The following is a 23,911-nucleotide window of genomic DNA, read 5'->3' on the forward strand; positions in this document are numbered from 1 at the left end:
ATGATATTTCTTCTTGAGAAATCAATTATTTGGAGATATATGTATATTGAATGAAGGTAGCGCTTTGCTACCTTTTTTCGTTGAACATTTCTAGCATGGCACGAACGTATGATTACTCGTGTAGGTAAGGGAGTTTGTTCTTTTCTTTATGATATAATACGAGGGGTGAGAATAGAAAAAGGAGTTTTCTTGTATGGAATCGAAGAAGTATCAAGCCTTTTGGCGTGGGGCTATTATATTAACAATCGCAAGTTTTGTTACAAAGGTATTAAGCGCTTTTTACCGTATTCCATATCAAAATATAGCGGGTGATATTGGTTTTTATATTTACCAACAAATTTATCCCTTTTATGGATTTTGTTTAATTTTAGCTACTTATGGGTTCCCCATTATAATTTCAAAAATGGTTGCGGAACGATTAGAGCGAGGGAAACAAAAAGAAGCGGAAGAAATTATTTGTGTATCGTTTTGGTTTTTATTAGGGATTGGCTTCATAGGCTTTTTTGCATTGTTCTTTGGTGCCGAAGCAATTGCAACAGCCATGGGCGATATACATTTAGATAAGCTATTACGTGTTATTTCCTTTTCGTTCATATTGATGCCGTTTTTATCTGTAGCAAGAGGGTATTTTCAAGGGTTCAATAATATGATGCCAACAGCTGTTTCGCAAGTGATAGAACAAACGATTCGTGTTTCGATTATTGTATTTTTATCTCTATTCCTAATTGCTCATGAATTTGATTTATATACAGTCGGTGCAGGTGCTATGTTAGGTTCAATCGCAGGCGGACTGATTGGGATTATCGTACTTGTACTTTATATGCGTCATGACTTTCGTTCTATATTCTTCAAAAGTGTAAAGAGAATTAAGGGGAAAAAGAGGATCATTAAAATTCTGTTTTGGCAGGGTTTGGCGATTTGTATTAGTAACTTAGTTCTTATTTTTATACAAATGGCTGATTCTGTTTCCTTCTATTCTTTACTTATTGGGGCGGGAGAGCCAGCTGAAAGTGCAAAGGTATTAAAAGGTGTGTATGACAGAAGTATCCCTCTTATGCAATTAGGGACTGTCGTGACAACTTCTTTCTCGTTGTCGCTTATTCCGATCATTACAGCGGCTAAGGAAAGAGGAGATCTTTCCTTTATTCGAGAAAAGGTAAAGTTAGCGATGAAAATAACATTTGTTATTGGATTTGCAGCGGCCATTGGATTAACTTGTATTATTCAGCCTACGAATATTATGCTGTTTGAAAATAGTAATGGGTCAGATGTTTTATCCATTTTATCTTTATCTATTTTATTTAGTTCATTGTCGATTACAACTGCTTCTATTTTGCAAGGGTTAGGACAAACATTAAAACCAGCAATATTCGTTATATTTGGGGGTTGTTTAAAGTTAGCTTTAAATTATATATTAATGCCGTATTTTGGTGTGAAGGGAGCTGCAATCGCAACACTCGTTGCGTTAATTGTAATTTCTGTGTTAAATAGTACATTACTTATGCAAGCCGTATCTGAATCGCTCATCGATAAACGTAATATGTTAGGTGTAGTTATTAGTGGTATCGGTATGGGATTTGTATTAATAATGTTTATGCGTGTGATGCAAATGTCTGGATTAGTAATTGATACGGAAGATAGAGGAATCGCGACAATTGAGGCGTTGTTAGGTGTAGCTATCGGCGGATTGGCATATGTGTTTTTAATTTTAAAATTACGTGTATTTACAAAAGCGGAAATAGGAACCGTTATGAAAAAAGAGAAAAAAGAAGGTTCTTTGAAGAAGAGTGGATAGAGGTGGCAGGTTGTGAGTGGAATCATTACTATTTTAGGATTAGGTGCTGGTGAGTTAGATCAGTTAACGATGGGTGTATATCGAAAAATAAAAGAAGCAGATCACATGTTTGTTAGAACGAAGGAACATCCCGTTATAGAAGAATTGGAGAAAGAAGGTATACAATATACAGCTTTTGACAGTGTGTATGAAGCGCATGATACGTTTGAAATTGTATATGAAACAATTGCGAATACATTACTAGAACAAGCTGAAGGCGCAGAAATCATCTATGCCGTTCCGGGGCATCCGCTTGTAGCGGAAAGAACGGTTCAGTTATTGTTGGAAAAAGGCGAAGTAGCGAATGTTGAAGTACGTATTGAAGGTGGACAAAGTTTCCTTGATCCGATGTTTGCAAGTCTAAAGATTGATCCGATTGAAGGATTCCAATTAATTGACGCCACATCATTTGAAAGAGGACAATTAGAATTACGTCAACATTTAATCTTTTGCCAAGTATATGACGCATTCGTTGCATCTGATGTGAAATTAACATTAATGGAGATGCTGCCAGATGATTATGAAGTATATATCGTAACAGCTGCAGGGACTTCATTTGAACAAGTTAAAAAGGTACCGTTGTACATGTTAGATCATGAAACGGAGTTGAATAATTTAACGAGTGTATATGTACCACCAGTTCAGGAACGTGCGTCCTTGTATCAACAATTTGATGTGCTTAGAGAAATTATTGCAGACCTTCGTGGACCGAATGGTTGTCCGTGGGATAAAAAGCAAACACATCAATCTTTAAAGAAGTATTTAATTGAGGAAGCTTATGAAGTGTTGGAAGCGATTGATGAAGAGGATGATGATCACTTAGTAGAAGAACTGGGTGATGTATTATTACAAGTTATGCTGCATGCCCAAATCGGGGAAGATGAAGGTTGGTTCTCTATAGATGATATTATTCGAACTTTATCTGAGAAAATGGTTCGTCGCCATCCGCATGTATTCGGGAATACAGATGTAAATAACGCCGATGAAGTACTTGCTAATTGGGAAGAAATTAAAAAACAAGAAAAAGGATTCGTAAAAGAGTCTGTTTTAAATGGAGTTCCAAAAAGTTTGCCACAGTTACTACGCGCTTATGAAATCCAGAAAAAAGCTGGCAAGGTTGGTTTCGATTGGGTTGATGTACAACCGATGATAGAGAAAGCCTTAGAAGAATGGCAAGAGTTCCAACAAGAAGTCACAAACATGGATGAAGCGAAGATGTTAGGTGAATTTGGCGATTTACTATTTGCGTTTGTTAATATAGCTCGTCATTATAAAATAGATCCAGAAGAGGCGTTACATTCAACGAATGAGAAATTCGTCGGTCGTTTCTTATACATGGAAGCAAAGGTAGCTGAAATGAATAAAGAGATGCAAGATTTATCATTAGAGCAGTTAGATGTTTTATGGGAAGAGGCAAAACAAACAGAGCGTTAATAGGGGGATTTAATATGCGTCTAGATAAGTTTTTAAAAGTATCACGTTTAATTAAAAGAAGAACGTTAGCGAAAGAAGTAGCTGATCAAGGAAGAATATCAATTAATGGCCAAGTGGCAAAAGCAAGTTCAGATGTGAAAGTAGCTGATGAATTAACAATTCGTTTTGGTCAAAAAATAGTAACTGTAAAAATAAATGAATTGAAAGAAACGACTAAAAAAGAAGATGCAGCAAATATGTATAGCTTAGTTCGTGAAGAAAAAGTAAAGGCTGAAGAAGGCTTGTTCTAAAATCCATTACCCCTTCATACATTACTATTAGCTAGTATAAATGTATGGGGGGATTTACGTGAATAATGGTTACTCACCTATGTCTTCTAATCAACAAAATGTTTCTGTAGAACATGATATTATTATGCGTGGCAGGCGTGTAATTGATATTACCGGTGTAAAGCAGGTAGAGAGTTTTGATAGCGAAGAGTTTTTACTTGAGACCGTAATGGGCTTTTTAACAATTCGTGGTCAAAATTTGCAAATGAAAAATTTAGATGTAGAAAAAGGTGTTGTATCGATTAAAGGTAAAGTTCATGAGATGTTGTATATTGATGAGAATCAAGGGGAGAAAACTAAAGGTTTCTTTAGTAAGTTGTTTAAATGAGTCTAACAATTCAGTTGTATACGATGCTCTCAATGATTGGAATGGGTGCTTGGATTGGAGCGTCTTTAGATACATACCAGCGATTTTTAAATCGTCAGGAACGTAAACGTTGGCTTGTATTTATACATGATATACTATTTTGGATTGTCCAAGCATTATTCGTCTTTTACGTATTGCTTCTTGTAAATGAAGCTGAACTACGTATATATGTATTTTTGGCATTATTATGTGGTTTTGCGGCGTATCAAAGCTTATTGAAAGCACTATACATGAAACTGTTAAATTTTCTCATCTATATTTTTATGCAAACAACACATTTTTTTGTTCAAATTATAAAGCTACTCATGATAAAACCTGTTATTATTATAGCGCAGCTATTTATTGCATTTATATTATTCTTATTTCGTATACTGCTTTCAATTGGACATGTGTTATGGAAAATGGTGATTTGGATATTACTTTTCATATGGAAAGTTTTTTTCTGGCCTGTTCGATTTATTGCTTCGCTCATATGGAAACTTCTCCCTAATCGTGTTAAACTTTTTATAATGAAGCATGTAGGGTTCCTGCAATATATAGCAAAATTGAAGGGACACATCTTCCAATTATGGGAGCGTATAAAAAAGAAGTTAGGGGGACCTCGGAAATGAGGGAACTGAGACAAAGAACAATCGAAAAACAGAGTCCAAATCCTGTTAAAGAGCATATAATACAAACGGATGAGAACAGGAAGCGACTTTATCGCCGTTTAGCGGTTTTTCTTGTCTTTGCTTTTACAATTATTGCGAGTATTAGTGTAACGTTTTATCAACAAAACAGTTCCATTAGAGCAAAAGAAGCAAAAGTTAAGGACATGAAAAAAGAACTGGATTCATTAACGAATAAAGAAAAGAGTCTGAAAGACGAAGTTCAAAAGTTAAGTGATGAAGAGTACGTATTAAAGATTGCTAGAAGGGATTATTTCTTCTCTGGAAAAGGGGAGATAATTTTTCCTGTTTCTAAGTAGAGTATGTCTTATTGACACTATATTTTAGGATTATATATAATAAAGTAAAATTTGACTTTTTAACCACTAAGGAGGAGCATTTTTTTTATGTCAATCGAGGTAGGCAGCAAGTTACAGGGTAAAGTAACAGGTATTACAAATTTTGGGGCTTTTGTGGAGCTGCCAGAAGGCTTAACGGGTCTTGTTCATATTAGTGAAGTTGCTGATAATTATGTGAAAGATATTAACGATCACTTAAAAGTGGGCGACCAAGTAGAAGTAAAAGTTATTAACGTTGAAAAAGATGGTAAGATCGGTCTATCTATTAAAAAAGCGAAAGAGCGTGAAAAAACAGAAGGAGATCGTCCACGTGGTGAATACCAACGCGGTGGCGATCAACAACGTTCTGGACGTCCACAACGTAATCGCTCTTTCAACAGAGATAACCGTGGCGGCGGTAACGAACGAGCTCCAAAAGAAACATTCGAGCAAAAGATGGCACGTTTCTTAAAGGATAGCGAAGATCGTTTAACTTCTTTAAAGCGTAACACAGAATCTAAACGTGGTGGCCGTGGCGCACGTCGCGGATAATAAGAACGTTTAATTCTTAGCATATAGAGAGGTGCCCAGGGCGATTGCTCGGGGTGCTTTTTTATATGTAAAAATATATTTTTTTAAAATTTTTTCAAGATGTGTTGACTTTAAAATGTATCTGAGGTAAGATACTAATTGTCCGTTAAATAAGACGACATGGCGGTGTAGCTCAGCTGGCTAGAGCGTACGGTTCATACCCGTGAGGTCGGGGGTTCGATCCCCTCCGCCGCTATATTTAATTTAACGGCCCGTTGGTCAAGTGGTTAAGACACCGCCCTTTCACGGCGGTAACACGGGTTCGAATCCCGTACGGGTCATCCTAAAAAGATCATGCAAATTTGCATGATCTTTTTTTATTAAATAAATTAAGACATACAACACTTCTACAAAATCACCCTATATTTTCTGAATCTTCAATTAAAATATTGAGAATAAATTACATACCGTGTATATATGTAGAGTTATTTCGAATAAAAAGTCGAACGATTATAAAAGTGAAAACTGTTGTTTTGACAAAAATCCCAATAATCATCTTTTATAATGACAGTAATTAAACTATGCAGGTGGTGTTAAAAATATGCCTAAAGCAGGAAGGAATACTATGAATACAAGTGCATTGGCAATGAATGAGAGTCAGCTTGGAGCAGTAAAGTGGACGAGTAAGTTGCGAATGAAGTTTGAACAAGTTTTCTTTAGATGGGGATTTATTATTGTTGTTATTGGTTTTCTTTTGGGACGAGCATATATATTAACAAACATTTTACCGTTTGCACTGCCATTTTTTGCTGCTGTTTATGTTATGAAGCGGGATAAAATGCCGCTCGCGTTCTTGGCTCTAATGGGGGGAGCACTTTCAGTTTCGATAGATAATTTATTCTTTACCTTTGCATCTATTTTTACTTTCTTCATTTATAATATCTTCTTTAGTCGGTTTACACGTAAAACTGTCGGACTTGTGCCATTCCAAGTATTTATCTCCGCATTAACTGCACATTTAGTTGTCGTATATTTTGCGCAACAAACTGTTACCATGTACGATTTACTCGTTAGTACGATCGAGGCAGGGCTTAGCTTCGTATTAACTATGATATTTTTACAAAGTGTTCCGCTTTTAGTTGAACGAAAAGGTAAACAACAAGCGCTAGAGACAGAAGAAATTGTTTGTTTAATTATATTACTAGCATCTGTTTTAACAGGTACAACAGATTGGTTTGTATATGACGCTTCTATTCAACATATTTTTACTAGGTATTTAGTGCTTGTGTTTGCATTTATCGCGGGGGCTGCTACAGGATCTACAGTGGGGGTCGTCACTGGACTAATATTAAGTTTAGCCAATGTCTCCAGTTTGTCTCAACTTAGTCTGCTTGCTTTTTCCGGGTTGCTTGGTGGTTTGTTAAAAGAAGGGAAGCGTTTAGGTGTTAGTTTAGGTTTATTAATTGGGACAAGCTTGATTACGCTGTATGTAGACAAGCAAACAAACATTGTGACAACTTTAATTGAATCCGGTGTGGCGATTACTTTCTTCTTATTAACGCCGAAACTTGTTATGGATCGTATTGCTAAATTCATGCCGGGCACACAGGAACATTCGCAAGATCAACAACAGTATTTAAGAAGGATGCGTGATGTTACAGCGAATAAAATTAATCAATTTGCTAATGTATTTGCTGCTTTATCTAATAGCTTTTCTGTATATGGGTATGTGGAGGAGGAAGATAAAGAGACAGAGGCAGATTTGTTCTTAAGTACAATTACTGCAAAAACATGTCAAACATGCTTTAAAAAGGACCAATGCTGGGTAGTTAATTTCGACAAAACGTATGATTATATGAAACAAATAATGAGCGAAACGGAAGAGGGGACGTTGCAGCATAATCGGAAGTTAGTCCGTGAATGGGACAAGCATTGTGTGAGAGGGAAGAAAGTGACGGATTTAGTAGCAGGTGAATTAGATCATTTCTATGAGGGGCAAAAATTGCGAAAACAAATGAAAGAAAACCGTAGAATAGTAGCGGAGCAACTATTAGGTGTATCAAAAGTTATGGAGGATTTTGCTAAGGAGATACAAAGGGAAAGAGAAAATCATCAAGTACAGGAAGAACAGATTCTGCAAGCGTTTCGTGATTTTGGTGTAGAAGTAGAGCATGTTGATATATATTGTTTAGATAGAGGAAGTATTGATATTGAAATGCTGATTCCAGTTGCATCTAATGAACATGGAGAATGTGAAAAGTTAGTTGCGCCGATGCTTTCTGATATTCTAAAGGAAAATATAGTTGTTAAACATGAAGAAAAATCTTCTTATCCAAACGGACACAGTTTAATATCATTTGGTTCAGCAAAAACGTATTCTCTTGATACGGGCTTGGCTACAGCTGCAAAAGGCGGTGGGTTTGTTTCGGGTGATTCCTATGCGATGATGGATTTAAGTGTCGGTAAATATGCCCTTGCAATTAGTGATGGTATGGGAAATGGGCAAAGGGCTCATATGGAGAGTAAAGAAACGGTAAAATTATTACAAAAAATACTTCAATCAGGCATCGATGAAGAAATAGCGATTAAATCTATCAATTCTATTCTTTCTTTAAGAACAACAGAAGAGATGTTTACGACGTTAGATTTAGCTATGGTAGATTTGCGGGATGCGAGTGCGAAATTTTTAAAGATTGGATCGACGCCAAGTTTCGTTAAACGCGCAAATAATATTTTGAAAATTGAGGCAAGTAATTTGCCGATGGGGATTATTGAGGATGTTGAAGTTGATGTAGTGGGTGAACAATTAAAAACGGGCGATATTCTTATTATGATGAGCGATGGGATTTTTGAGGGAGCGCAACATGTGGAGAATCATGAACTATGGATGAAACGAAAAATTAAAGAATTACAAACCGAAGATCCACAAGAAATTGCTGATATCATTATGGAAGAGGTGATTCGCTCGAGTGATGGTTATATAAATGACGATATGACTATTGTTGTAGCGAAAGTGAAGAAAAATATGCCGAAGTGGGCTACGATTCCAATTGTAGGAATGCAGGCGCAATAAACTTTAAGTTTGATGTTTCTTTCTAAAAACCTAGGTGTATGCCTAGGTTTTTTTGCTTTAAAAGGGAATGTTATTATTTTTGTGAATATGTACGGATGATGTAAGATAAAAATGTGATTTTTGTATATCTTTTTTTTGCACAATGTTTGTAAAAGTTGTACCATTATAAACAAGGTAACTAACGTTGCTGTTCTTGTTTAATGAAAGGTGATTACGAAGTTGAAAGATACATTTGTTGAAAAGGTAGATGACTTTGTAAAGCAGCATGATGTATTAAAGGAACATTCAACAATTGTTGTAGGGGTTTCTGGTGGTCCTGACTCTTTGGCTCTTCTATATTATTTGTTAGAAAAAAGAGCAGCAAAACAGTTTGAAATTGTAGTGGCACATGTGGATCATATGTTTAGAGGTGATGAATCTCATGAGGACCTACAGTTTGTGCAGGACCTTTGTAAGGGACTGGGAGTTATTTGCGAAACGATAAGGATTAATGTGTCGCAATATCAACAGCAATACGGGATGAATGCACAAGTTGCTGCTAGAGAATGCAGATATGCATTTTTGGAAAGAATAATGAAGAAATATGATGCGAGATATGTAGCTCTTGGACATCATGGTGATGACCAAGTAGAAACGATTTTAATGCGCCTTGTGCGAGGGAGTACTCCGAAAGGATATGCAGGCATTGCAGTGAAGCGTCCTTTTCATAATGGATATTTAATTAGGCCGTTACTTGGAGTAACGAAGGAAGAAATTGTTGATTACTGTAATGCGCTAAAAATAATTCCTCGTATAGATCCAAGTAATAAAAAGGAAGTATATACAAGGAATCGATTACGTAAATATGTCCTTCCGCATTTGAAAGAAGAAAATTCACAAGTGCATGAGAAATTCCAAAAATTTAGCATGCAGTTGCAAGAGGATGAGGCGTATTTGCAGGAATTAGCTTTTGAGAAAATGAATAAAGTAATTACAAAAAAAAGTGATAAACAAATTAGCATATCAATTCCTGCCTTTGAATCCATGTCTATGCCTTTACAAAGAAGAGGGATTCAACTAATATTAAACTATCTTTATGAATATAAGATTCCATCTTCTCTTTCCTCTATACATATTGACAAAGTGATTGAATTTTTTAAACGGACACAACCTTCGGGTTCACTTGATTTCCCAGGTGATTTAAAAATTGTCCGCACATACGAGGAGTGTAGCTTTGGATTTAAACAAGAAATTGTTTCTCCTTTTTTGCAAGATTTATCAGTACCCGGGGCAATTACGCTATCGAACGGGGATAAGCTTGTAACAGAGGTGAGCGAAGATATACCAAGTAACATGAATGAAACAGTATTTGTTGCTAAGTATAATGATATATCATATCCACTTCGTATTCGGTCTAGAGAAAATGGAGATCGCATGTCAATACAAGGTATGAATGGCACCAAAAAGATAAAAGCTATTTTTATCGAGGCAAAAGTACCAAGAGAAAAAAGAGAAGAATGGCCGGTCGTTTGTGATGCAAGTGGGAATATTATTTGGATACCCTTGTTGAAGCGATCTGCATTTGCTATCTCGAAAGAGACGGCAAAGAAGGATAAATATATGATTATTCACTACAAAAGCAAGGAGTCTTCCGGGAGGATAATGAAATGATGAATCAAGATATCGAAAAAGTATTAATTTCTGAAGAACAAATACAAGAAAAGGTGCTCGAATTAGGTGCAATTATTGCAGAGGATTATAAAAATACAGTACCTCTTGCAATCGGTGTATTAAAGGGTGCAATGCCATTCATGGCAGATTTATTAAAGAGAACAGATACATATCTTGAAATGGACTTTATGGCTGTATCTAGTTACGGTCACTCTACTGTTTCAACAGGCGAAGTGAAAATTTTAAAAGACCTTGATACTTCTGTAGAAGGTCGCGATATTTTAATCGTTGAAGATATTATTGATAGTGGTCTTACGCTAAGCTACTTAGTAGACCTATTTAAATATCGTAAAGCGAAATCTGTAAAAATTGTTACGTTATTAGATAAGCCAACAGGTCGTAAAGTAGATTTGAAAGCGGATTATGTTGGATTTACTGTACCGCATGAATTTGTTGTAGGGTATGGATTAGATTATAAAGAGCAGTACCGTAATCTTCCTTATGTAGGAGTATTAAAACCAAGCGTTTACTCAAATTAATTAAATACAGGCGTCACAATTGTATAGGAAAGTTTTTCTATGTTACGATTTACTATAGTGTTTATGCCGTGAGAGGAGGTTAGGAATGAATCGTATCTTCCGTAATACCATCTTTTATTTACTGATATTCCTAGTAGTAATTGGAATCGTGAGCTATTTTAATGGTTCGACACAAAAAACGACATCAGTTAGCTACGATAAATTCATTACTAAACTAGAAAAAGGTGAAGTGCGTAATGTGCAACTTCAACCGAAAAATGGTGTATTTGAGGTAAAAGGACAATTTAACAACTCTAGCCAAGGAGAACAATTTGTTACTTATGCACCAAATACTGAGGAATTACAAAAGAAAATTAATGACAAAGCGCAAGGTGCTGAAGTTAAGTATCAACCAGCAGAAGAAACAAGTGCTTGGGTAACATTCTTCACTTCTATCATTCCGTTTGTTATTATCTTCATTTTATTCTTCTTCTTATTAAACCAAGCTCAAGGCGGCGGTAGCCGTGTTATGAACTTCGGGAAAAGTAAGGCGAAGTTATATAATGACGAAAAGAAAAAAGTTCGTTTTAGAGATGTTGCTGGAGCGGATGAAGAGAAACAAGAGCTTGTTGAGGTAGTTGAATTCTTGAAAGACCCTCGTAAGTTCGCTGAAGTTGGTGCCCGTATTCCGAAGGGTGTTCTATTAGTAGGACCTCCAGGTACAGGTAAAACTTTATTAGCACGTGCTGTTGCAGGTGAGGCGGGCGTTCCGTTCTTCTCTATCAGTGGTTCTGACTTCGTAGAGATGTTTGTCGGTGTCGGTGCATCACGTGTACGTGATTTATTCGAAAATGCAAAGAAAAATGCTCCTTGTATCATTTTCATTGATGAAATTGATGCGGTAGGTCGTCAACGTGGCGCAGGTCTTGGTGGTGGCCATGATGAGCGTGAGCAAACGTTGAACCAATTACTTGTTGAAATGGATGGATTCGGTGCAAACGAAGGTATTATTATCATCGCTGCGACAAACCGTCCTGATATTCTTGATCCAGCATTATTACGTCCAGGTCGTTTTGACCGTCAGATTACAGTAGATCGTCCAGATGTAAATGGTCGTGAAGCTGTACTGAAAGTACATGCTCGTAATAAACCGCTTGATGAGAATATCAACTTAAGAGCAATCGCAACTCGTACACCAGGATTCTCTGGTGCCGATCTTGAAAACTTATTAAACGAAGCCGCTTTAGTGGCTGCGCGTCAAGATAAGAAGAAAATTGATATGAGTGACATTGATGAAGCGACGGATCGCGTTATTGCAGGTCCTGCTAAGAAAAGTCGTGTTATCTCTGAAAAAGAACGTAATATCGTTGCTTTCCATGAAGCGGGCCACACTGTAATTGGTGTTGTTCTTGATGAAGCTGATGTCGTTCATAAAGTAACAATTGTCCCTCGTGGTCAAGCTGGTGGATATGCAGTAATGCTTCCGAAAGAAGATCGTTACTTCATGACAAAACCAGAGTTACTGGATAAAATCACTGGTTTACTTGGTGGGCGAGTGGCTGAGGAGATTGTATTTGGTGAAGTGAGTACAGGTGCTCACAACGACTTCCAACGTGCGACTGGCATTGCAAGACGTATGGTTACGGAATTCGGTATGAGTGATAAGCTTGGACCGATGCAATTTGGTAGTTCACAAGGTGGTCAAGTGTTCTTAGGAAGAGACTTCCATTCAGAACAAAACTACAGTGATGCAATTGCACATGAAATCGATGTGGAAATGCAAACGATTATGAAAGATTGTTATGCTCGTGCGAAAGAAATTCTTACTGAAAATCGTGATAAACTAGATCTTATTGCGAAAACGCTACTTGAAGTGGAAACGTTAGATGCAGAGCAAATCAATCATTTATGTGATTACGGCAGATTGCCAGAACGTCCAACGTCTTCAGCTGATGTGAAAGTAAACATCAACATGAAGAAGGACGATGAAGAATCAGAAGAGAAGTAAGAGATGAAGGAGTGACGATGGTCACTCCTTTTTTTATTTGTGGAACGAAATGAAGTGGAAAAGAATTTAAATAAATCGGGTATTAAAAATTGAAATAGGGCGTAATCTTTTTGTAAAATGATGAGGATAGAAAAGCTGATTATATAAGTATGTGTGATATGATGTTTTTATAAGTTTTATACATACTACACAAATATAGATTAAATAAGATAAGTGGTGAGAATATGATTTTTGTATTGGATGTAGGGAACACAAATGCTGTACTAGGCGTGTTTGAAGAGGGGGAACTTCGTCAACATTGGCGCATGGAAACAGATCGTCATAAGACAGAAGATGAATATGGAATGCTTGTAAAGCAGTTGCTTGAGCATGAAGGTCTTTCGTTTGAAGATGTAAAAGGTATTATCGTGTCTTCAGTCGTACCACCAATTATGTTTGCTTTAGAGCGCATGTGTGAAAAGTATTTTAAAATTAAACCGCTTGTAGTAGGTCCTGGAATAAAAACAGGGCTAAATATTAAATATGAAAATCCACGTGAAGTAGGCGCGGACCGAATTGTAAATGCAGTAGCAGGAATCCATTTATATGGAAGTCCGCTTATTATTGTCGATTTCGGTACGGCTACTACATATTGTTATATTAACGAAGAAAAGCATTATATGGGTGGGGTTATTACGCCGGGAATTATGATTTCAGCAGAAGCTTTATATAGTAGAGCGGCAAAACTTCCTCGTATTGAAATTACAAAACCAAGCAGTGTCGTTGGAAAGAATACAGTAAGTGCGATGCAATCTGGTATTCTTTATGGATATGTTGGACAAGTGGAAGGTATTGTTAAGCGTATGAAAGAGGAAGCTAAACAAGAACCGAAAGTTATTGCAACAGGTGGATTGGCGAAATTAATTTCAGAAGAATCGAATGTAATTGATGTTGTAGATCCATTCTTAACATTAAAAGGTTTGTATATGTTATACGAGCGTAATGCAAATTTACAGCATGAGAAAGGTGAATAAATAAGTATGAAAGATTATTTAGTAAAAGCGTTAGCGTTTGATGGAGAAGTGCGTGCATATAGTGTACGTACTACAAATACAGTAAGTGAGGCGCAAAGACGTCATGATACATGGAGAACAGCTTCAGCGGCACTTGGTCGTTCTTTAACTGCAGGTACAATGATGGGTGCAATGTTAAAAGGCGACCAAAAGCTGACGATTAAGGTAGAAGGTAATGGCCCGATTGGTCCTATCTTAGTAGATGCTCATGCAAATGGGGATGTGCGTGGTTATGTAACAAATCCACATGTTGACTTTGAAGGAACGGAACAAGGGAAATTACGTGTATATCAAGCGGTAGGTACAGAAGGTTTTGTAACAGTAATTAAAGATATTGGTATGCGTGAGCCATTTATCGGTCAATCCCCAATCGTTTCCGGAGAATTAGGGGAAGACTTTACGTATTATTTCGCAGTCTCTGAACAGACGCCTTCTTCTGTAGGTGTTGGTGTTCTTGTAAATGGAGATGACAGTATATTAGCTGCAGGTGGATTTATTCTTCAAATTATGCCAGGTGCACAGGAAGAAACAATTTCATTTATTGAAGATCGTTTGCAGAAGATTCCTCCTGTATCAACGTTGATCGAACAAGGGCTTTCTCCAGAAGAGTTACTGTATGCAGTTCTTGGAGAAGATAAAGTAAAAGTATTAGAAACGATGGATGTTCAATTTAATTGCACATGTTCACGCGAACGTATTGAAAGTGTGTTAATTAGTTTAGGTAAAACGGAGTTAGAGCAAGTTCGTGAAGAAGAAGAAGAAACAGAAGTTCATTGTCATTTCTGTAATGAGCGATACAAGTTCTCTAAAGAAGATATTACAAATTTAATTGAGAATTTGTAATAAGGAAATTAAGGGGATTCCCCCTCTAAATAGATTGACAAACAGGGAATTTTCTGACAAAATCTAAATATAGATAAAACCAATAAAAATACTCGGTGTTAGGAGTGACAGGAATGCGAGTGGCACAATCAGTTTCAGAATTAATCGGGAAAACGCCGATCGTTAAGTTGAACCGCATCGTAGAATCAGACAGCGCAGATATATACTTAAAATTAGAATTTATGAATCCAGGGAGCAGCGTTAAAGATCGTATTGCATTAGCTATGATTGAAGATGCTGAAAAAAAAGGATTATTAAAAGAAGGCGATACAATCATTGAGCCAACAAGTGGTAACACAGGAATTGGTTTAGCGATGGTAGCGGCTGCTAAAGGATATAAGGCAATTTTAGTAATGCCAGAAACAATGAGTATTGAGCGTCGTAACTTATTACGTGCTTACGGTGCGGAATTAGTATTGACTCCAGGGCCCGAAGGAATGGGTGGGGCGATTCGTCAAGCGACTGAATTAGCAAAAGAGCATGGTTACTTTATACCACAACAGTTCAAAAATCAATCGAATCCGGAAATTCATCGTTTAACTACGGGGCCAGAAATTGTTGAACAAATGGGTGACCAATTAGATGCGTTTATTGCAGGTATTGGTACAGGGGGAACGATTACTGGTGCTGGTGAAGTACTGAAGGAAGCGTATAAAGATATTAAAATTTATGCAGTAGAACCTGCGGATTCACCAGTATTATCTGGTGGAAAACCGGGTCCACATAAAATCCAAGGAATTGGGGCTGGGTTTGTTCCAGAAACATTGGATGTAGAAGTATATGATGAAATCATTCAAGTGAAAACAGAGCAAGCATTTGAATATGCAAGAAGAGTGGCGAAAGAGGAAGGGATTTTAGTTGGTATCTCTTCTGGAGCGGTTATTTATGCGGCAACAGAAATTGCGAAAAAGTTAGGTAAAGGGAAGAAGGTACTTGTTGTTATCCCAAGTAACGGTGAACGTTATTTAAGTACACCACTTTATCAATTTGAATCTTAATTATATGTGATTGAAAAAGCATCCTTGAAAAAGGATGCTTTTTCTTTTTGGATTGGAAATAGGAAAAGAGTGAATGACTAGAAAACTTCATGTAAAATAAGAGGTAGTATAATTAATTTATTTTCACTAGCCTTCTAGTGTAACCACTCTATATACATAACGAATGTAGTTTGAAGTGGTTAATCTAAGAGGGTGGGATAAAAGAAGACGGGGTGTTGATATGCAACGAAGAAAATCTTTAGCGCTTTCTATTCCATATCAGTTAGATTTCTTTAAGCAATATAAATTTCTTTCTAAGGATAAACCGCAACATATTTTATTAGAAAGTGGACGTGGCGGTCGTTATAACATTGTGGGATTAAACCCAGTAGCGGTAATCCGAGGGAAGGGTGAGACGTTACATATAAGCGAAAGTGATAAGGAAACAATAAAGCAAGGAAACCCATTAGATTTAATGCAGGAATATATGGAGCGATGGAAAACAGACTATAATCCAGAGTATCCGCCTTTTCAAGGGGGGGCAATTGGTTACTTTAGTTATGACTGCATCCGTTATATTGAAAAACTTCCTTCTCTTGCAGAGGATGATATTAATATACCAGATATATTCTTTTTATTATTTGATGATGTGTTTGTGTATGATCAAGAAGAGAGAGTATTATGGATTATTACACATTATGTAGATAAGCATGAAGAGGCAAAAGAGCGATTAAATGAGGGGAAGGTTCTTTGGACGACAGAAGTGCCAGAAGTGACTATACCATTTGCATGCCCTGAAAAGAAAAGTGAAGCAGTTGCTTTTACAGAGGAAAGCTTTATGAAGGCGGTTGAATGTATTCAAGAATATATTGGTGCTGGTGATGTGTTCCAAGTAAACTTGTCGACGAGACAAGAAAGAACGTTACAAACACACCCGCTAGAAATTTATACAAGTCTTCGTGAAATTAATCCATCTCCATATATGGGTTACTTGGAGCTTGGGGATTTTCAAATTGTTAGTGCTTCGCCGGAATTGCTAATTAAAAAACAAGGGCAAGAAGTAAGTACAAGACCAATTGCTGGTACAAGATCCCGCGGTGCGAATGAACAAGAGGATGAAGAACTAGCAAGGGAATTAATTGAGAACGAAAAGGAACGAGCAGAGCACGTCATGCTTGTGGATTTAGAACGAAATGATTTAGGGCGTGTTTGTAAATATGGCACTGTAGAAGTAGATGAATTTATGGTAATCGAGAAATACTCACATGTAATGCACATTGTTTCTAATGTGCGTGGTGAGGTGGATGAAGATAAAGATGCTTTTGATTTAGTGAAGGCTGTATTCCCTGGGGGAACAATTACTGGTGCCCCGAAAATACGTACGATGGAAATTATTGAAGAATTAGAACCTGTTCGCAGAGGGATTTATACAGGTTCAATCGGTTGGATCGGTTATTCTGGAGATACAGAATTGAATATTGTAATTAGAACACTTCTTGCTAAAGATGGAAAGGCTCATGTACAAGCAGGAGCGGGAATTGTAATTGATTCAAATCCGGAAAATGAATATAAAGAGTCGTTAAAAAAGGCGATTGCTTTATGGCGTGCAAAAGAACGTAGTGAAGAAACGGTTAGGTGAGAGAAATGATATTAATGATTGATAATTATGATTCTTTTACATTTAATTTAGTGCAGTTTCTTGGAGAACTTGGACAAGAGCTTGTTGTTAAACGTAACGATGAAGTGACTATTTCAGATGTTGAGAATATGAAACCAGACTTTTTAATGATTTCGCCAGGTCCGTGTAGTCCGAATGAAGCGGGTATTAGTATGGAAGTTATTCGGTACTTCGCTGGAAAGATTCCGATCTTTGGGGTTTGTCTTGGGCATCAATCCATTGCACAAGTATTTGGCGGAGAGGTTATTCGTGCCGAGCGATTAATGCATGGAAAAACGTCATCTATGCATCATGACGGAAAGACGATTTTTTCGGATATTCCTAATCCGTTTACTGCGACGCGCTATCATTCCCTTATCGTTAAGAAAGAGACGTTACCTGATTGCTTAGAGGTAACATCGTGGACAGAGGAAGGGGAAATTATGGCGCTCCGTCATAAAACATTACCAATTGAAGGTGTACAGTTCCATCCGGAATCTATTATGACTTCTCATGGGAAAGAGTTATTGCAAAACTTCATTCTTAAATACAGTCCAAGTGTGACATTATGTTAATTTACGTAAATGGTGAGTATGTAGAAGCAAATGAAGCGAGAATTTCTCCCTATGACCATGGTTATTTATATGGCCTTGGAGTTTTTGAGACATTTCGTATTTATAATGGTCATCCTTTCTTATTGGATGACCATTATGATCGTTTAATAGATGCGCTGAATACATTGCAAATTAAATGGACAATGACGAAAGATGAAGTATTGCTTATTTTGAAGAACCTACTCGTGAAGAATGAATTAGAGCATGCGTATGTCCGTTTTAATGTATCAGCAGGTATAGATGAAATTGGATTGCAAACAGAAATGTATGAAGAGCCGTCTGTTATTGTTTTTATAAAACCTTTAGTAGCCCCAGGAGATGTAGTGGAAAAAGAAGGGGTTGTTTTAAAGCAAGTGCGAAATACACCAGAGGGTGCGTCTCGTTTGAAGTCTCATCATTATTTAAATAACATTTTAGGGAAACGTGAAATTGGAAATGTTGTGAATGAGGAAGGTATTTTCCTTACTGAAACAGGTTATGTTGCAGAGGGGATTGTTTCGAATCTCTTTTTCGTAAAAGGTGGTATTTTATATACACCTTCGTTAAAAACGGGGATTTTAAATGGTATCACTCGTGCGTTTATTATAAAGGTTGCTGAAGAATTAGGTATAGAAGTAAAGGAAGGTTTCTTTACAAAAGATGAATTGCTTTCAGCTGATGAAGTCTTTGTAACAAATTCGATTCAAGAAATTGTTCCACTTTATCGTATAGAGGGACGAGATTTCCCGGGTAAAGTGGGTATGGTTACAAAGAGATTTATGAGTCTTTATGACATGCAGAGAGAGAAATTGTGGAGCAGAAATGAATTGCGAAGAGGAGATGTGTAGTTTGAAGTGGGATTATGATTTGCGCTGCGGCGAATATACATTGAACTTAAATGAAAAAACCTTAATTATGGGGATTTTAAATGTAACACCAGATTCGTTTTCTGATGGTGGGAGTTACAACGAGGTAGAGGCTGCGGTGCGCCATGCGAAAGAAATGCGAGATGAAGGTGCTCATATTATTGATATCGGTGGTGAATCTACTCGTCCGGGTTTTGCTAAAGTATCAGTAGAAGAAGAAATCAAGCGAGTTGTTCCGATGATTCAGGCAGTTTCAAAAGAAGTAAAATTGCCTATTTCTATCGACACGTATAAAGCTGAAGTTGCAAAACAAGCAATTGAAGCGGGTGCTCATATTATTAATGATGTTTGGGGAGCGAAGGCGGAACCAAAAATCGCTGAAGTTGCAGCTCATTACGATGTACCTATTATTTTAATGCATAATCGCGATAACATGAATTACCGTAATTTAATGGCGGATATGGTTGCTGATTTATATGACAGTATTAAAATTGCTAAAGATGCTGGTGTAAGAGATGAGAATATCATTTTAGACCCAGGCATCGGTTTTGCTAAAACACCTGAACAAAATTTAGAAGCGATGCGTAATTTAGAACAATTAAACGTACTAGGTTACCCGGTGCTGTTAGGTACTTCGAGAAAGTCCTTTATTGGGCATGTGCTAGATTTACCGGTAGAGGAACGTCTTGAGGGAACGGGAGCTACTGTTTGTCTCGGTATTGAAAAGGGCTGTGAGTTTGTTCGTGTTCATGACGTGAAGGAAATGGCACGTATGGCTAAGATGATGGACGCGATGATTGGTAAGGGGGTAAAGTAATTGGATAAAATCTATGTTCATGATATGGAGTTTTACGGTTATCATGGTGTATTCCCAGAGGAAAATAAATTGGGTCAGAGATTTAAAGTGGACTTAACGGTGGAATTGGATTTGAAGCAGGCGGGAGAAAGTGATGACTTAGAGCATTCTGTCAATTATGGAGAGCTTTTCGAATTGTGTAGAAAAGTTGTTGAAGATAGAACGTATAAGCTTGTAGAGAGTATCGCTGAAAATATTGCTGCAGATATATTGAAACAATATGAGAGTATTTTCCGTTGTACAATTAAAGTAATTAAACCAGATCCGCCAATCCCGGGACATTATCGTGCTGTAGCGGTAGAAATTACGAGAGAACGTCCATGAATAATATAGCTTACATTGCATTAGGTTCAAATATTGGAGAACGCTATACGTATTTAACTGAAGCGATTCAGTTTTTAAGCAAAAATCCGTATATCCAAGTTAATGATATCTCATCTGTATATGAAACAGAACCAGTTGGTTATACTGACCAAAGTTGCTTTTTGAATTTAGTTATAAAAATTTCTACCAATTTATCACCGCAAGAATTATTGAAGGTTACACAAAGAGTAGAGAATGATTTAGGAAGAAAAAGGGAAATTAGGTGGGGTCCAAGGACTATAGACCTTGACATTTTACTATATAATCAAGAAAATATTGAAGCAGAGAATCTTATTGTTCCGCATCCGCGGATGTTCGAAAGAGCTTTTGTTATCGTTCCGTTGTTAGAGATTAATCAAGATATAAAACAAAACATTTCACGTTCACAAGTAGAAGAAATGAAAAGGCGAGAGGGAGTAACGATATGGAAGCAGAAAAATGGGGAAGACGCATTCGTGCTTTTCGAAAGCTAAAAGGTTATACGCAAGAAGGTTTTGCGAAAGAATTAGGGGTATCTGTATCTGTTTTAGGTGAAGTTGAGCGAGGGAATCGATCGCCTTCCCAAGATTTTGTAGTGGAAGTTGCTAAAGCATTAAAGGTCTCGATAGATGAGTTAATGCCAAAGTGACTATGAAGGAAGGAGTAAATCGAGTGTTAAAGATCGCAAATATTGAGATGAAGAATCCAGTTGTATTAGCACCGATGGCGGGAGTGTGTAACTCTGCATTCCGTTTGACAGTAAAAGAATTCGGTGCAGGTCTAGTTTGTGCAGAAATGGTAAGTGATAAGGCAATACTACTAAACAATAAAAGAACATTAGATATGTTATATATCGATGAGAGAGAAAAGCCATTAAGCTTACAAATTTTTGGTGGGGAGAAAGAAACTCTTGTAGATGCTGCGAAATACGTAGATAAATATACGACAGCAGACATTATTGATATTAATATGGGTTGTCCAGTACCCAAAATCGTTAAGTGTGATGCGGGAGCGAAGTGGCTTTTAGACCCAAATAAAATATATGAAATGGTAGCGGCAGTTGTAGATGCTGTAGAAAAGCCGGTTACAGTTAAAATGCGTATTGGTTGGGATGAGGATCATATTTTCGCAATCGAGAATGCAAAAGCTGTTGAGCGTGCTGGTGGACAAGCGGTAGCAGTTCATGGACGTACGCGAGTACAAATGTATGAAGGAACAGCGGATTGGGATATTATTAAACAAGTAAAACAAGCTGTAAATATCCCGGTTATCGGAAATGGTGATATCGCAACGCCACAAGATGCAAAGCGTATGCTTGATGAAATTGGTGTAGATGGTGTCATGATTGGTCGCGCTGCCCTTGGAGATCCGTGGATGATTTATCGTACGGTAAAGTACTTAGAGACAGGTGAATTAATGCCGGAACCGACAGTGCGTGAGAAAATTGACGTATGTATGTTGCATCTAGATCGTCTTATTGATTTAAAGAATGAAAGTGTCGCTGTAAGAGAGATGAGAAAGCATGCGGCTTGGTATTTAAAAGGTATTCGTGGTAATGCAACTGTACGTAATGGTATCAATGCTTGTAATACGCGTGAAGACCTTGCAAGTGTATTAGGTACATTTGTAGAAGAAGTAGAAGCAAAACAACAAACAATTCACATTGGGTAATAATAGATAGGGAAGATTGACATTCTTTTATACACTTCCTATAATTACGTGAAAGAAAGAAGAACTGCCAGTTAGTTGCTGGCAGTTTTTCTAGTTGAGTAGAAAATGCTATACTGTATATATTGTAAAAATTAATAGAGCTGGAGTGATATCAATACCATGGATAACATGAACCACGAAGAATTAAACGACCAATTGCTTGTTCGTCGTGAAAAGCTACATAACTTACGTGAGCAAGGGATCGATCCGTTCGGTAAACGATTTGAACGTACAAATGCAACAAATGACTTATTAAGCTTATATGGAGAGTTCTCTAAAGAAGAATTAGAAGAGAAAGAAATCTCTGTTTCTATCGCTGGTCGTATTATGACAAAGCGCGGTAAAGGAAAAGCTGGATTTGCACATATTCAAGATTTACATGGACAAGTTCAAATCTATGTTCGTAAAGATGCTGTTGGAGATGAAGAGTACGAATTATTTAAAACAGCAGATTTAGGTGACTTGGTAGGTATTGAAGGTAAAGTGTTCAAAACGAACGTTGGAGAACTTTCAGTAAAAGCAACGGGCTTTACACTATTAACGAAATCTCTTCGTCCACTACCGGATAAATACCACGGATTAAAAGATGTTGAACAACGCTACCGTCAACGTTATTTAGACTTAATTACAAGTATGGAAAGCCGTGAAACATTCGTTACTCGCAGTAAGATCATTCGTGAAATGAGAAGATACTTAGATGACAATGGTTATCTTGAAGTGGAAACACCTATGATGCATGCAATTGCAGGTGGAGCTTCTGCTCGTCCTTTCATTACGCACCATAATGCGTTAGATATGGAATTATATATGCGTATCGCAATTGAACTTCATTTAAAACGCCTTATCGTGGGTGGATTAGAAAAAGTTTATGAAATCGGTCGTGTATTCCGTAATGAGGGTGTGTCAACTCGTCATAACCCTGAGTTTACGATGATTGAATTGTATGAAGCGTATGCTGATTATAAAGATATTATGAAACTAACAGAAAATATGGTTGCTCATATTGCGAAACAAGTATTAGGTACAACAACAATCCAATATGGTGATTATGAAATTAATCTAGAACCAGAATGGACACGTCTTCATATGGTAGATGCAATTAAAGAACATTCTGGAGCAGATTTCTGGAATCCAATGAGTGTGGAAGAAGCGCGTGGACTTGCAAAAGAACATAATGTAGATATTAAGGATACAATGGAAGTTGGTCATATTATAAATGAATTCTTCGAACAAAAAGTAGAAGATAAATTAATCCAACCAACATTTATTTACGGTCATCCGGTAGAAATTTCGCCACTTGCGAAAAAGAATGATGAAGATCCACGATTCACAGATCGTTTCGAATTATTTATCGTTGCACGTGAACATGCAAATGCATTCACTGAGTTAAATGATCCAATCGATCAAAAAGAACGTTTTGAAGCGCAATTAAAAGAACGCGAACAAGGTAATGACGAAGCTCACATGATGGATGATGATTATATCGAAGCTCTTGAGTATGGTATGCCTCCTACAGGTGGACTAGGAATTGGTATCGATCGTCTTGTTATGTTATTAACGAATGCACCATCTATTCGTGATGTACTATTATTCCCTGCTATGCGTCATAAACAAGATTAAGCTTTGGAGATTTCTCCAAAGCTTTTTTTATTTGAGTATGAGTTACCTGGAGATAGTAAATCTTGATAGTGTGAGAAATTATATTTATATAGAAGAAATATGCTGCTTTTATACTTTTTTACTAAGTTAAAAATTTTATTAGAAAAACTATTGCATTTTAATAATCAAACTGGTATATTTATATTCGTTGCCACGAAAGGTAACAAGCAAAACAAACGAAAAACAACTTATTAAAAAAAGTTGTTGACGAAAATATAACGAAATGTTATATTAAAAAAGTCGCTTCTGAGCGATGAAGTAGTTCTTTGAAAACTGAACGAAACAAACAACGTGAAACGTCAATTTTTATTTTTTGATGCTAGACAAACTAACTTTATTGGAGAGTTTGATCCTGGCTCAGGATGAACGCTGGCGGCGTGCCTAATACATGCAAGTCGAGCGAATGGATTAAGAGCTTGCTCTTATGAAGTTAGCGGCGGACGGGTGAGTAACACGTGGGTAACCTGCCCATAAGACTGGGATAACTCCGGGAAACCGGGGCTAATACCGGATAACATTTTGAACCGCATGGTTCGAAATTGAAAGGCGGCTTCGGCTGTCACTTATGGATGGCCCCGCGTCGCATTA

General features: G+C 37.1%; 23 protein-coding genes, 2 tRNA genes and 1 rRNA gene. All 26 read left to right on the forward strand.

Features of this window, described 5'->3' with window-relative positions; genetic code table 11:
* Positions 1–193 precede the first annotated feature (193 nt).
* Positions 194–1,795 (forward strand): putative polysaccharide biosynthesis protein, encoded by a 1,602-nt coding sequence (locus KI369_RS01465; protein WP_212954843.1) that lies wholly within the window; start codon positions 194–196, stop codon positions 1,793–1,795.
* Positions 1,796–1,807: 12 nt separating this feature from the next.
* Positions 1,808–3,268, forward strand: coding sequence for a bifunctional methyltransferase/pyrophosphohydrolase YabN (gene yabN, locus KI369_RS01470; RefSeq protein WP_212954844.1), 1,461 nt, complete (start codon positions 1,808–1,810; stop codon positions 3,266–3,268).
* A 14-nt stretch (positions 3,269–3,282) separates the two neighbouring features.
* Entirely contained in the window at positions 3,283–3,558 is a 276-nt protein-coding gene (locus KI369_RS01475) for an RNA-binding S4 domain-containing protein (RefSeq protein WP_001234876.1), read from the forward strand.
* A gap of 58 nt (positions 3,559–3,616) precedes the next feature.
* Positions 3,617–3,925, forward strand: a complete 309-nt coding sequence (gene yabP, locus KI369_RS01480; protein ID WP_001059101.1) for a sporulation protein YabP — start codon at positions 3,617–3,619, stop codon at positions 3,923–3,925.
* The gene (gene yabQ, locus KI369_RS01485; protein WP_076542792.1) at positions 3,922–4,575 is read left to right on the forward strand and encodes a spore cortex biosynthesis protein YabQ; all 654 of its coding nucleotides are present in this window, start codon (positions 3,922–3,924) and stop codon (positions 4,573–4,575) included. Before yabP ends, yabQ begins: the two co-directional genes overlap by 4 nt.
* Positions 4,572–4,931: a cell division protein DivIC gene (divIC, locus tag KI369_RS01490; protein WP_212954845.1), complete on the forward strand. Its 360-nt coding sequence runs from the start codon at positions 4,572–4,574 to the stop codon at positions 4,929–4,931. The genes yabQ and divIC overlap by 4 nt, the downstream gene beginning before the upstream one ends.
* A gap of 87 nt (positions 4,932–5,018) precedes the next feature.
* A complete protein-coding gene (locus KI369_RS01495; RefSeq protein ID WP_016085299.1) occupies positions 5,019–5,501 on the forward strand; it encodes a S1 domain-containing RNA-binding protein in 483 nt (160 codons plus the stop codon).
* A gap of 161 nt (positions 5,502–5,662) precedes the next feature.
* Positions 5,663–5,736: transfer RNA gene (locus KI369_RS01500), tRNA-Met, on the forward strand.
* A gap of 13 nt (positions 5,737–5,749) precedes the next feature.
* A tRNA-Glu gene (locus KI369_RS01505) sits at positions 5,750–5,821 on the forward strand.
* 260 nt (positions 5,822–6,081) lie between these two features.
* On the forward strand, positions 6,082–8,553 hold the full coding sequence (gene spoIIE, locus KI369_RS01510) for a stage II sporulation protein E (protein WP_212954846.1): 2,472 nt from the start codon (positions 6,082–6,084) through the stop codon (positions 8,551–8,553).
* Positions 8,554–8,772: 219 nt separating this feature from the next.
* On the forward strand, positions 8,773–10,203 hold the full coding sequence (gene tilS, locus KI369_RS01515) for a tRNA lysidine(34) synthetase TilS (protein ID WP_212954847.1): 1,431 nt from the start codon (positions 8,773–8,775) through the stop codon (positions 10,201–10,203).
* Positions 10,200–10,742 carry a hypoxanthine phosphoribosyltransferase gene (gene hpt, locus KI369_RS01520; RefSeq protein WP_000981838.1) on the forward strand — a complete coding sequence of 181 codons (543 nt, stop codon included), beginning with the start codon at positions 10,200–10,202 and terminating at the stop codon, positions 10,740–10,742. The genes tilS and hpt overlap by 4 nt, the downstream gene beginning before the upstream one ends.
* 85 nt (positions 10,743–10,827) lie before the next feature.
* Complete coding sequence (gene ftsH, locus KI369_RS01525) at positions 10,828–12,729, forward strand: ATP-dependent zinc metalloprotease FtsH (RefSeq protein WP_212954848.1); 1,902 nt, start codon at positions 10,828–10,830, stop codon at positions 12,727–12,729.
* A gap of 224 nt (positions 12,730–12,953) precedes the next feature.
* Positions 12,954–13,742, forward strand: coding sequence for a type III pantothenate kinase (locus tag KI369_RS01530; protein WP_000578367.1), 789 nt, complete (start codon positions 12,954–12,956; stop codon positions 13,740–13,742).
* Positions 13,743–13,748: 6 nt separating this feature from the next.
* Complete coding sequence (gene hslO / locus KI369_RS01535; RefSeq protein ID WP_087931145.1) at positions 13,749–14,624, forward strand: redox-regulated molecular chaperone HslO; 876 nt, start codon at positions 13,749–13,751, stop codon at positions 14,622–14,624.
* 113 nt (positions 14,625–14,737) lie between these two features.
* Positions 14,738–15,661, forward strand: coding sequence for a cysteine synthase A (gene cysK / locus KI369_RS01540; protein WP_212954849.1), 924 nt, complete (start codon positions 14,738–14,740; stop codon positions 15,659–15,661).
* A 220-nt stretch (positions 15,662–15,881) separates the two neighbouring features.
* A complete protein-coding gene (gene pabB / locus KI369_RS01545; protein ID WP_212954850.1) occupies positions 15,882–17,279 on the forward strand; it encodes an anthranilate synthase component I in 1,398 nt (465 codons plus the stop codon).
* 5 nt (positions 17,280–17,284) lie between these two features.
* Positions 17,285–17,872 (forward strand): aminodeoxychorismate/anthranilate synthase component II, encoded by a 588-nt coding sequence (gene pabA, locus KI369_RS01550; protein ID WP_212954851.1) that lies wholly within the window; start codon positions 17,285–17,287, stop codon positions 17,870–17,872.
* A complete protein-coding gene (pabC, locus tag KI369_RS01555) occupies positions 17,866–18,738 on the forward strand; it encodes an aminodeoxychorismate lyase (RefSeq protein ID WP_212954852.1) in 873 nt (290 codons plus the stop codon). Before pabA ends, pabC begins: the two co-directional genes overlap by 7 nt.
* On the forward strand, positions 18,713–19,573 hold the full coding sequence (folP, locus tag KI369_RS01560) for a dihydropteroate synthase (RefSeq protein ID WP_073518188.1): 861 nt from the start codon (positions 18,713–18,715) through the stop codon (positions 19,571–19,573). The genes pabC and folP overlap by 26 nt, the downstream gene beginning before the upstream one ends.
* Positions 19,574–19,936 carry a dihydroneopterin aldolase gene (gene folB / locus KI369_RS01565; RefSeq protein ID WP_000358076.1) on the forward strand — a complete coding sequence of 121 codons (363 nt, stop codon included), beginning with the start codon at positions 19,574–19,576 and terminating at the stop codon, positions 19,934–19,936.
* Positions 19,933–20,448, forward strand: coding sequence for a 2-amino-4-hydroxy-6-hydroxymethyldihydropteridine diphosphokinase (gene folK / locus KI369_RS01570; RefSeq protein WP_212954853.1), 516 nt, complete (start codon positions 19,933–19,935; stop codon positions 20,446–20,448). The genes folB and folK overlap by 4 nt, the downstream gene beginning before the upstream one ends.
* Positions 20,400–20,603, forward strand: coding sequence for a helix-turn-helix domain-containing protein (locus KI369_RS01575; protein WP_000387027.1), 204 nt, complete (start codon positions 20,400–20,402; stop codon positions 20,601–20,603). The genes folK and KI369_RS01575 overlap by 49 nt, the downstream gene beginning before the upstream one ends.
* 23 nt (positions 20,604–20,626) lie before the next feature.
* Positions 20,627–21,625, forward strand: a complete 999-nt coding sequence (gene dusB / locus KI369_RS01580; protein ID WP_212954854.1) for a tRNA dihydrouridine synthase DusB — start codon at positions 20,627–20,629, stop codon at positions 21,623–21,625.
* Between the two features lie 159 nt (positions 21,626–21,784).
* Positions 21,785–23,284: a lysine--tRNA ligase gene (lysS, locus tag KI369_RS01585; RefSeq protein ID WP_212954855.1), complete on the forward strand. Its 1,500-nt coding sequence runs from the start codon at positions 21,785–21,787 to the stop codon at positions 23,282–23,284.
* 373 nt (positions 23,285–23,657) lie between these two features.
* A 16S ribosomal RNA gene (locus KI369_RS01590) occupies positions 23,658–23,911 on the forward strand; the annotation flags it as partial.

Origin of the sequence: Bacillus sanguinis (genome assembly GCF_018332475.1) — a bacterium.
Classification (GTDB): Bacteria; Bacillota; Bacilli; order Bacillales; family Bacillaceae_G; genus Bacillus_A; species Bacillus_A sanguinis.

Bases quoted from the DNA above. Each gene is read 5' to 3' on its own strand.
- pabC (WP_212954852.1), top strand. From the start codon at position 17,866: ATGTTAATTTACGTAAATGGTGAGTATGTAGAAGCAAATGAAGCGAGA.
- yabQ (WP_076542792.1), top strand. From the start codon at position 3,922: ATGAGTCTAACAATTCAGTTGTATACGATGCTCTCAATGATTGGAATG.
- KI369_RS01575 (WP_000387027.1), top strand. From the start codon at position 20,400: ATGGAAGCAGAAAAATGGGGAAGACGCATTCGTGCTTTTCGAAAGCTA.
- pabB (WP_212954850.1), top strand. From the start codon at position 15,882: ATGCAACGAAGAAAATCTTTAGCGCTTTCTATTCCATATCAGTTAGAT.
- folP (WP_073518188.1), top strand. From the start codon at position 18,713: ATGAATTGCGAAGAGGAGATGTGTAGTTTGAAGTGGGATTATGATTTG.
- hpt (WP_000981838.1), top strand. From the start codon at position 10,200: ATGATGAATCAAGATATCGAAAAAGTATTAATTTCTGAAGAACAAATA.
- lysS (WP_212954855.1), top strand. From the start codon at position 21,785: ATGGATAACATGAACCACGAAGAATTAAACGACCAATTGCTTGTTCGT.
- hslO (WP_087931145.1), top strand. From the start codon at position 13,749: ATGAAAGATTATTTAGTAAAAGCGTTAGCGTTTGATGGAGAAGTGCGT.
- folK (WP_212954853.1), top strand. From the start codon at position 19,933: ATGAATAATATAGCTTACATTGCATTAGGTTCAAATATTGGAGAACGC.
- KI369_RS01475 (WP_001234876.1), top strand. From the start codon at position 3,283: ATGCGTCTAGATAAGTTTTTAAAAGTATCACGTTTAATTAAAAGAAGA.
- KI369_RS01530 (WP_000578367.1), top strand. From the start codon at position 12,954: ATGATTTTTGTATTGGATGTAGGGAACACAAATGCTGTACTAGGCGTG.
- cysK (WP_212954849.1), top strand. From the start codon at position 14,738: ATGCGAGTGGCACAATCAGTTTCAGAATTAATCGGGAAAACGCCGATC.
- KI369_RS01465 (WP_212954843.1), top strand. From the start codon at position 194: ATGGAATCGAAGAAGTATCAAGCCTTTTGGCGTGGGGCTATTATATTA.
- spoIIE (WP_212954846.1), top strand. From the start codon at position 6,082: ATGCCTAAAGCAGGAAGGAATACTATGAATACAAGTGCATTGGCAATG.
- divIC (WP_212954845.1), top strand. From the start codon at position 4,572: ATGAGGGAACTGAGACAAAGAACAATCGAAAAACAGAGTCCAAATCCT.
- ftsH (WP_212954848.1), top strand. From the start codon at position 10,828: ATGAATCGTATCTTCCGTAATACCATCTTTTATTTACTGATATTCCTA.
- pabA (WP_212954851.1), top strand. From the start codon at position 17,285: ATGATATTAATGATTGATAATTATGATTCTTTTACATTTAATTTAGTG.
- KI369_RS01495 (WP_016085299.1), top strand. From the start codon at position 5,019: ATGTCAATCGAGGTAGGCAGCAAGTTACAGGGTAAAGTAACAGGTATT.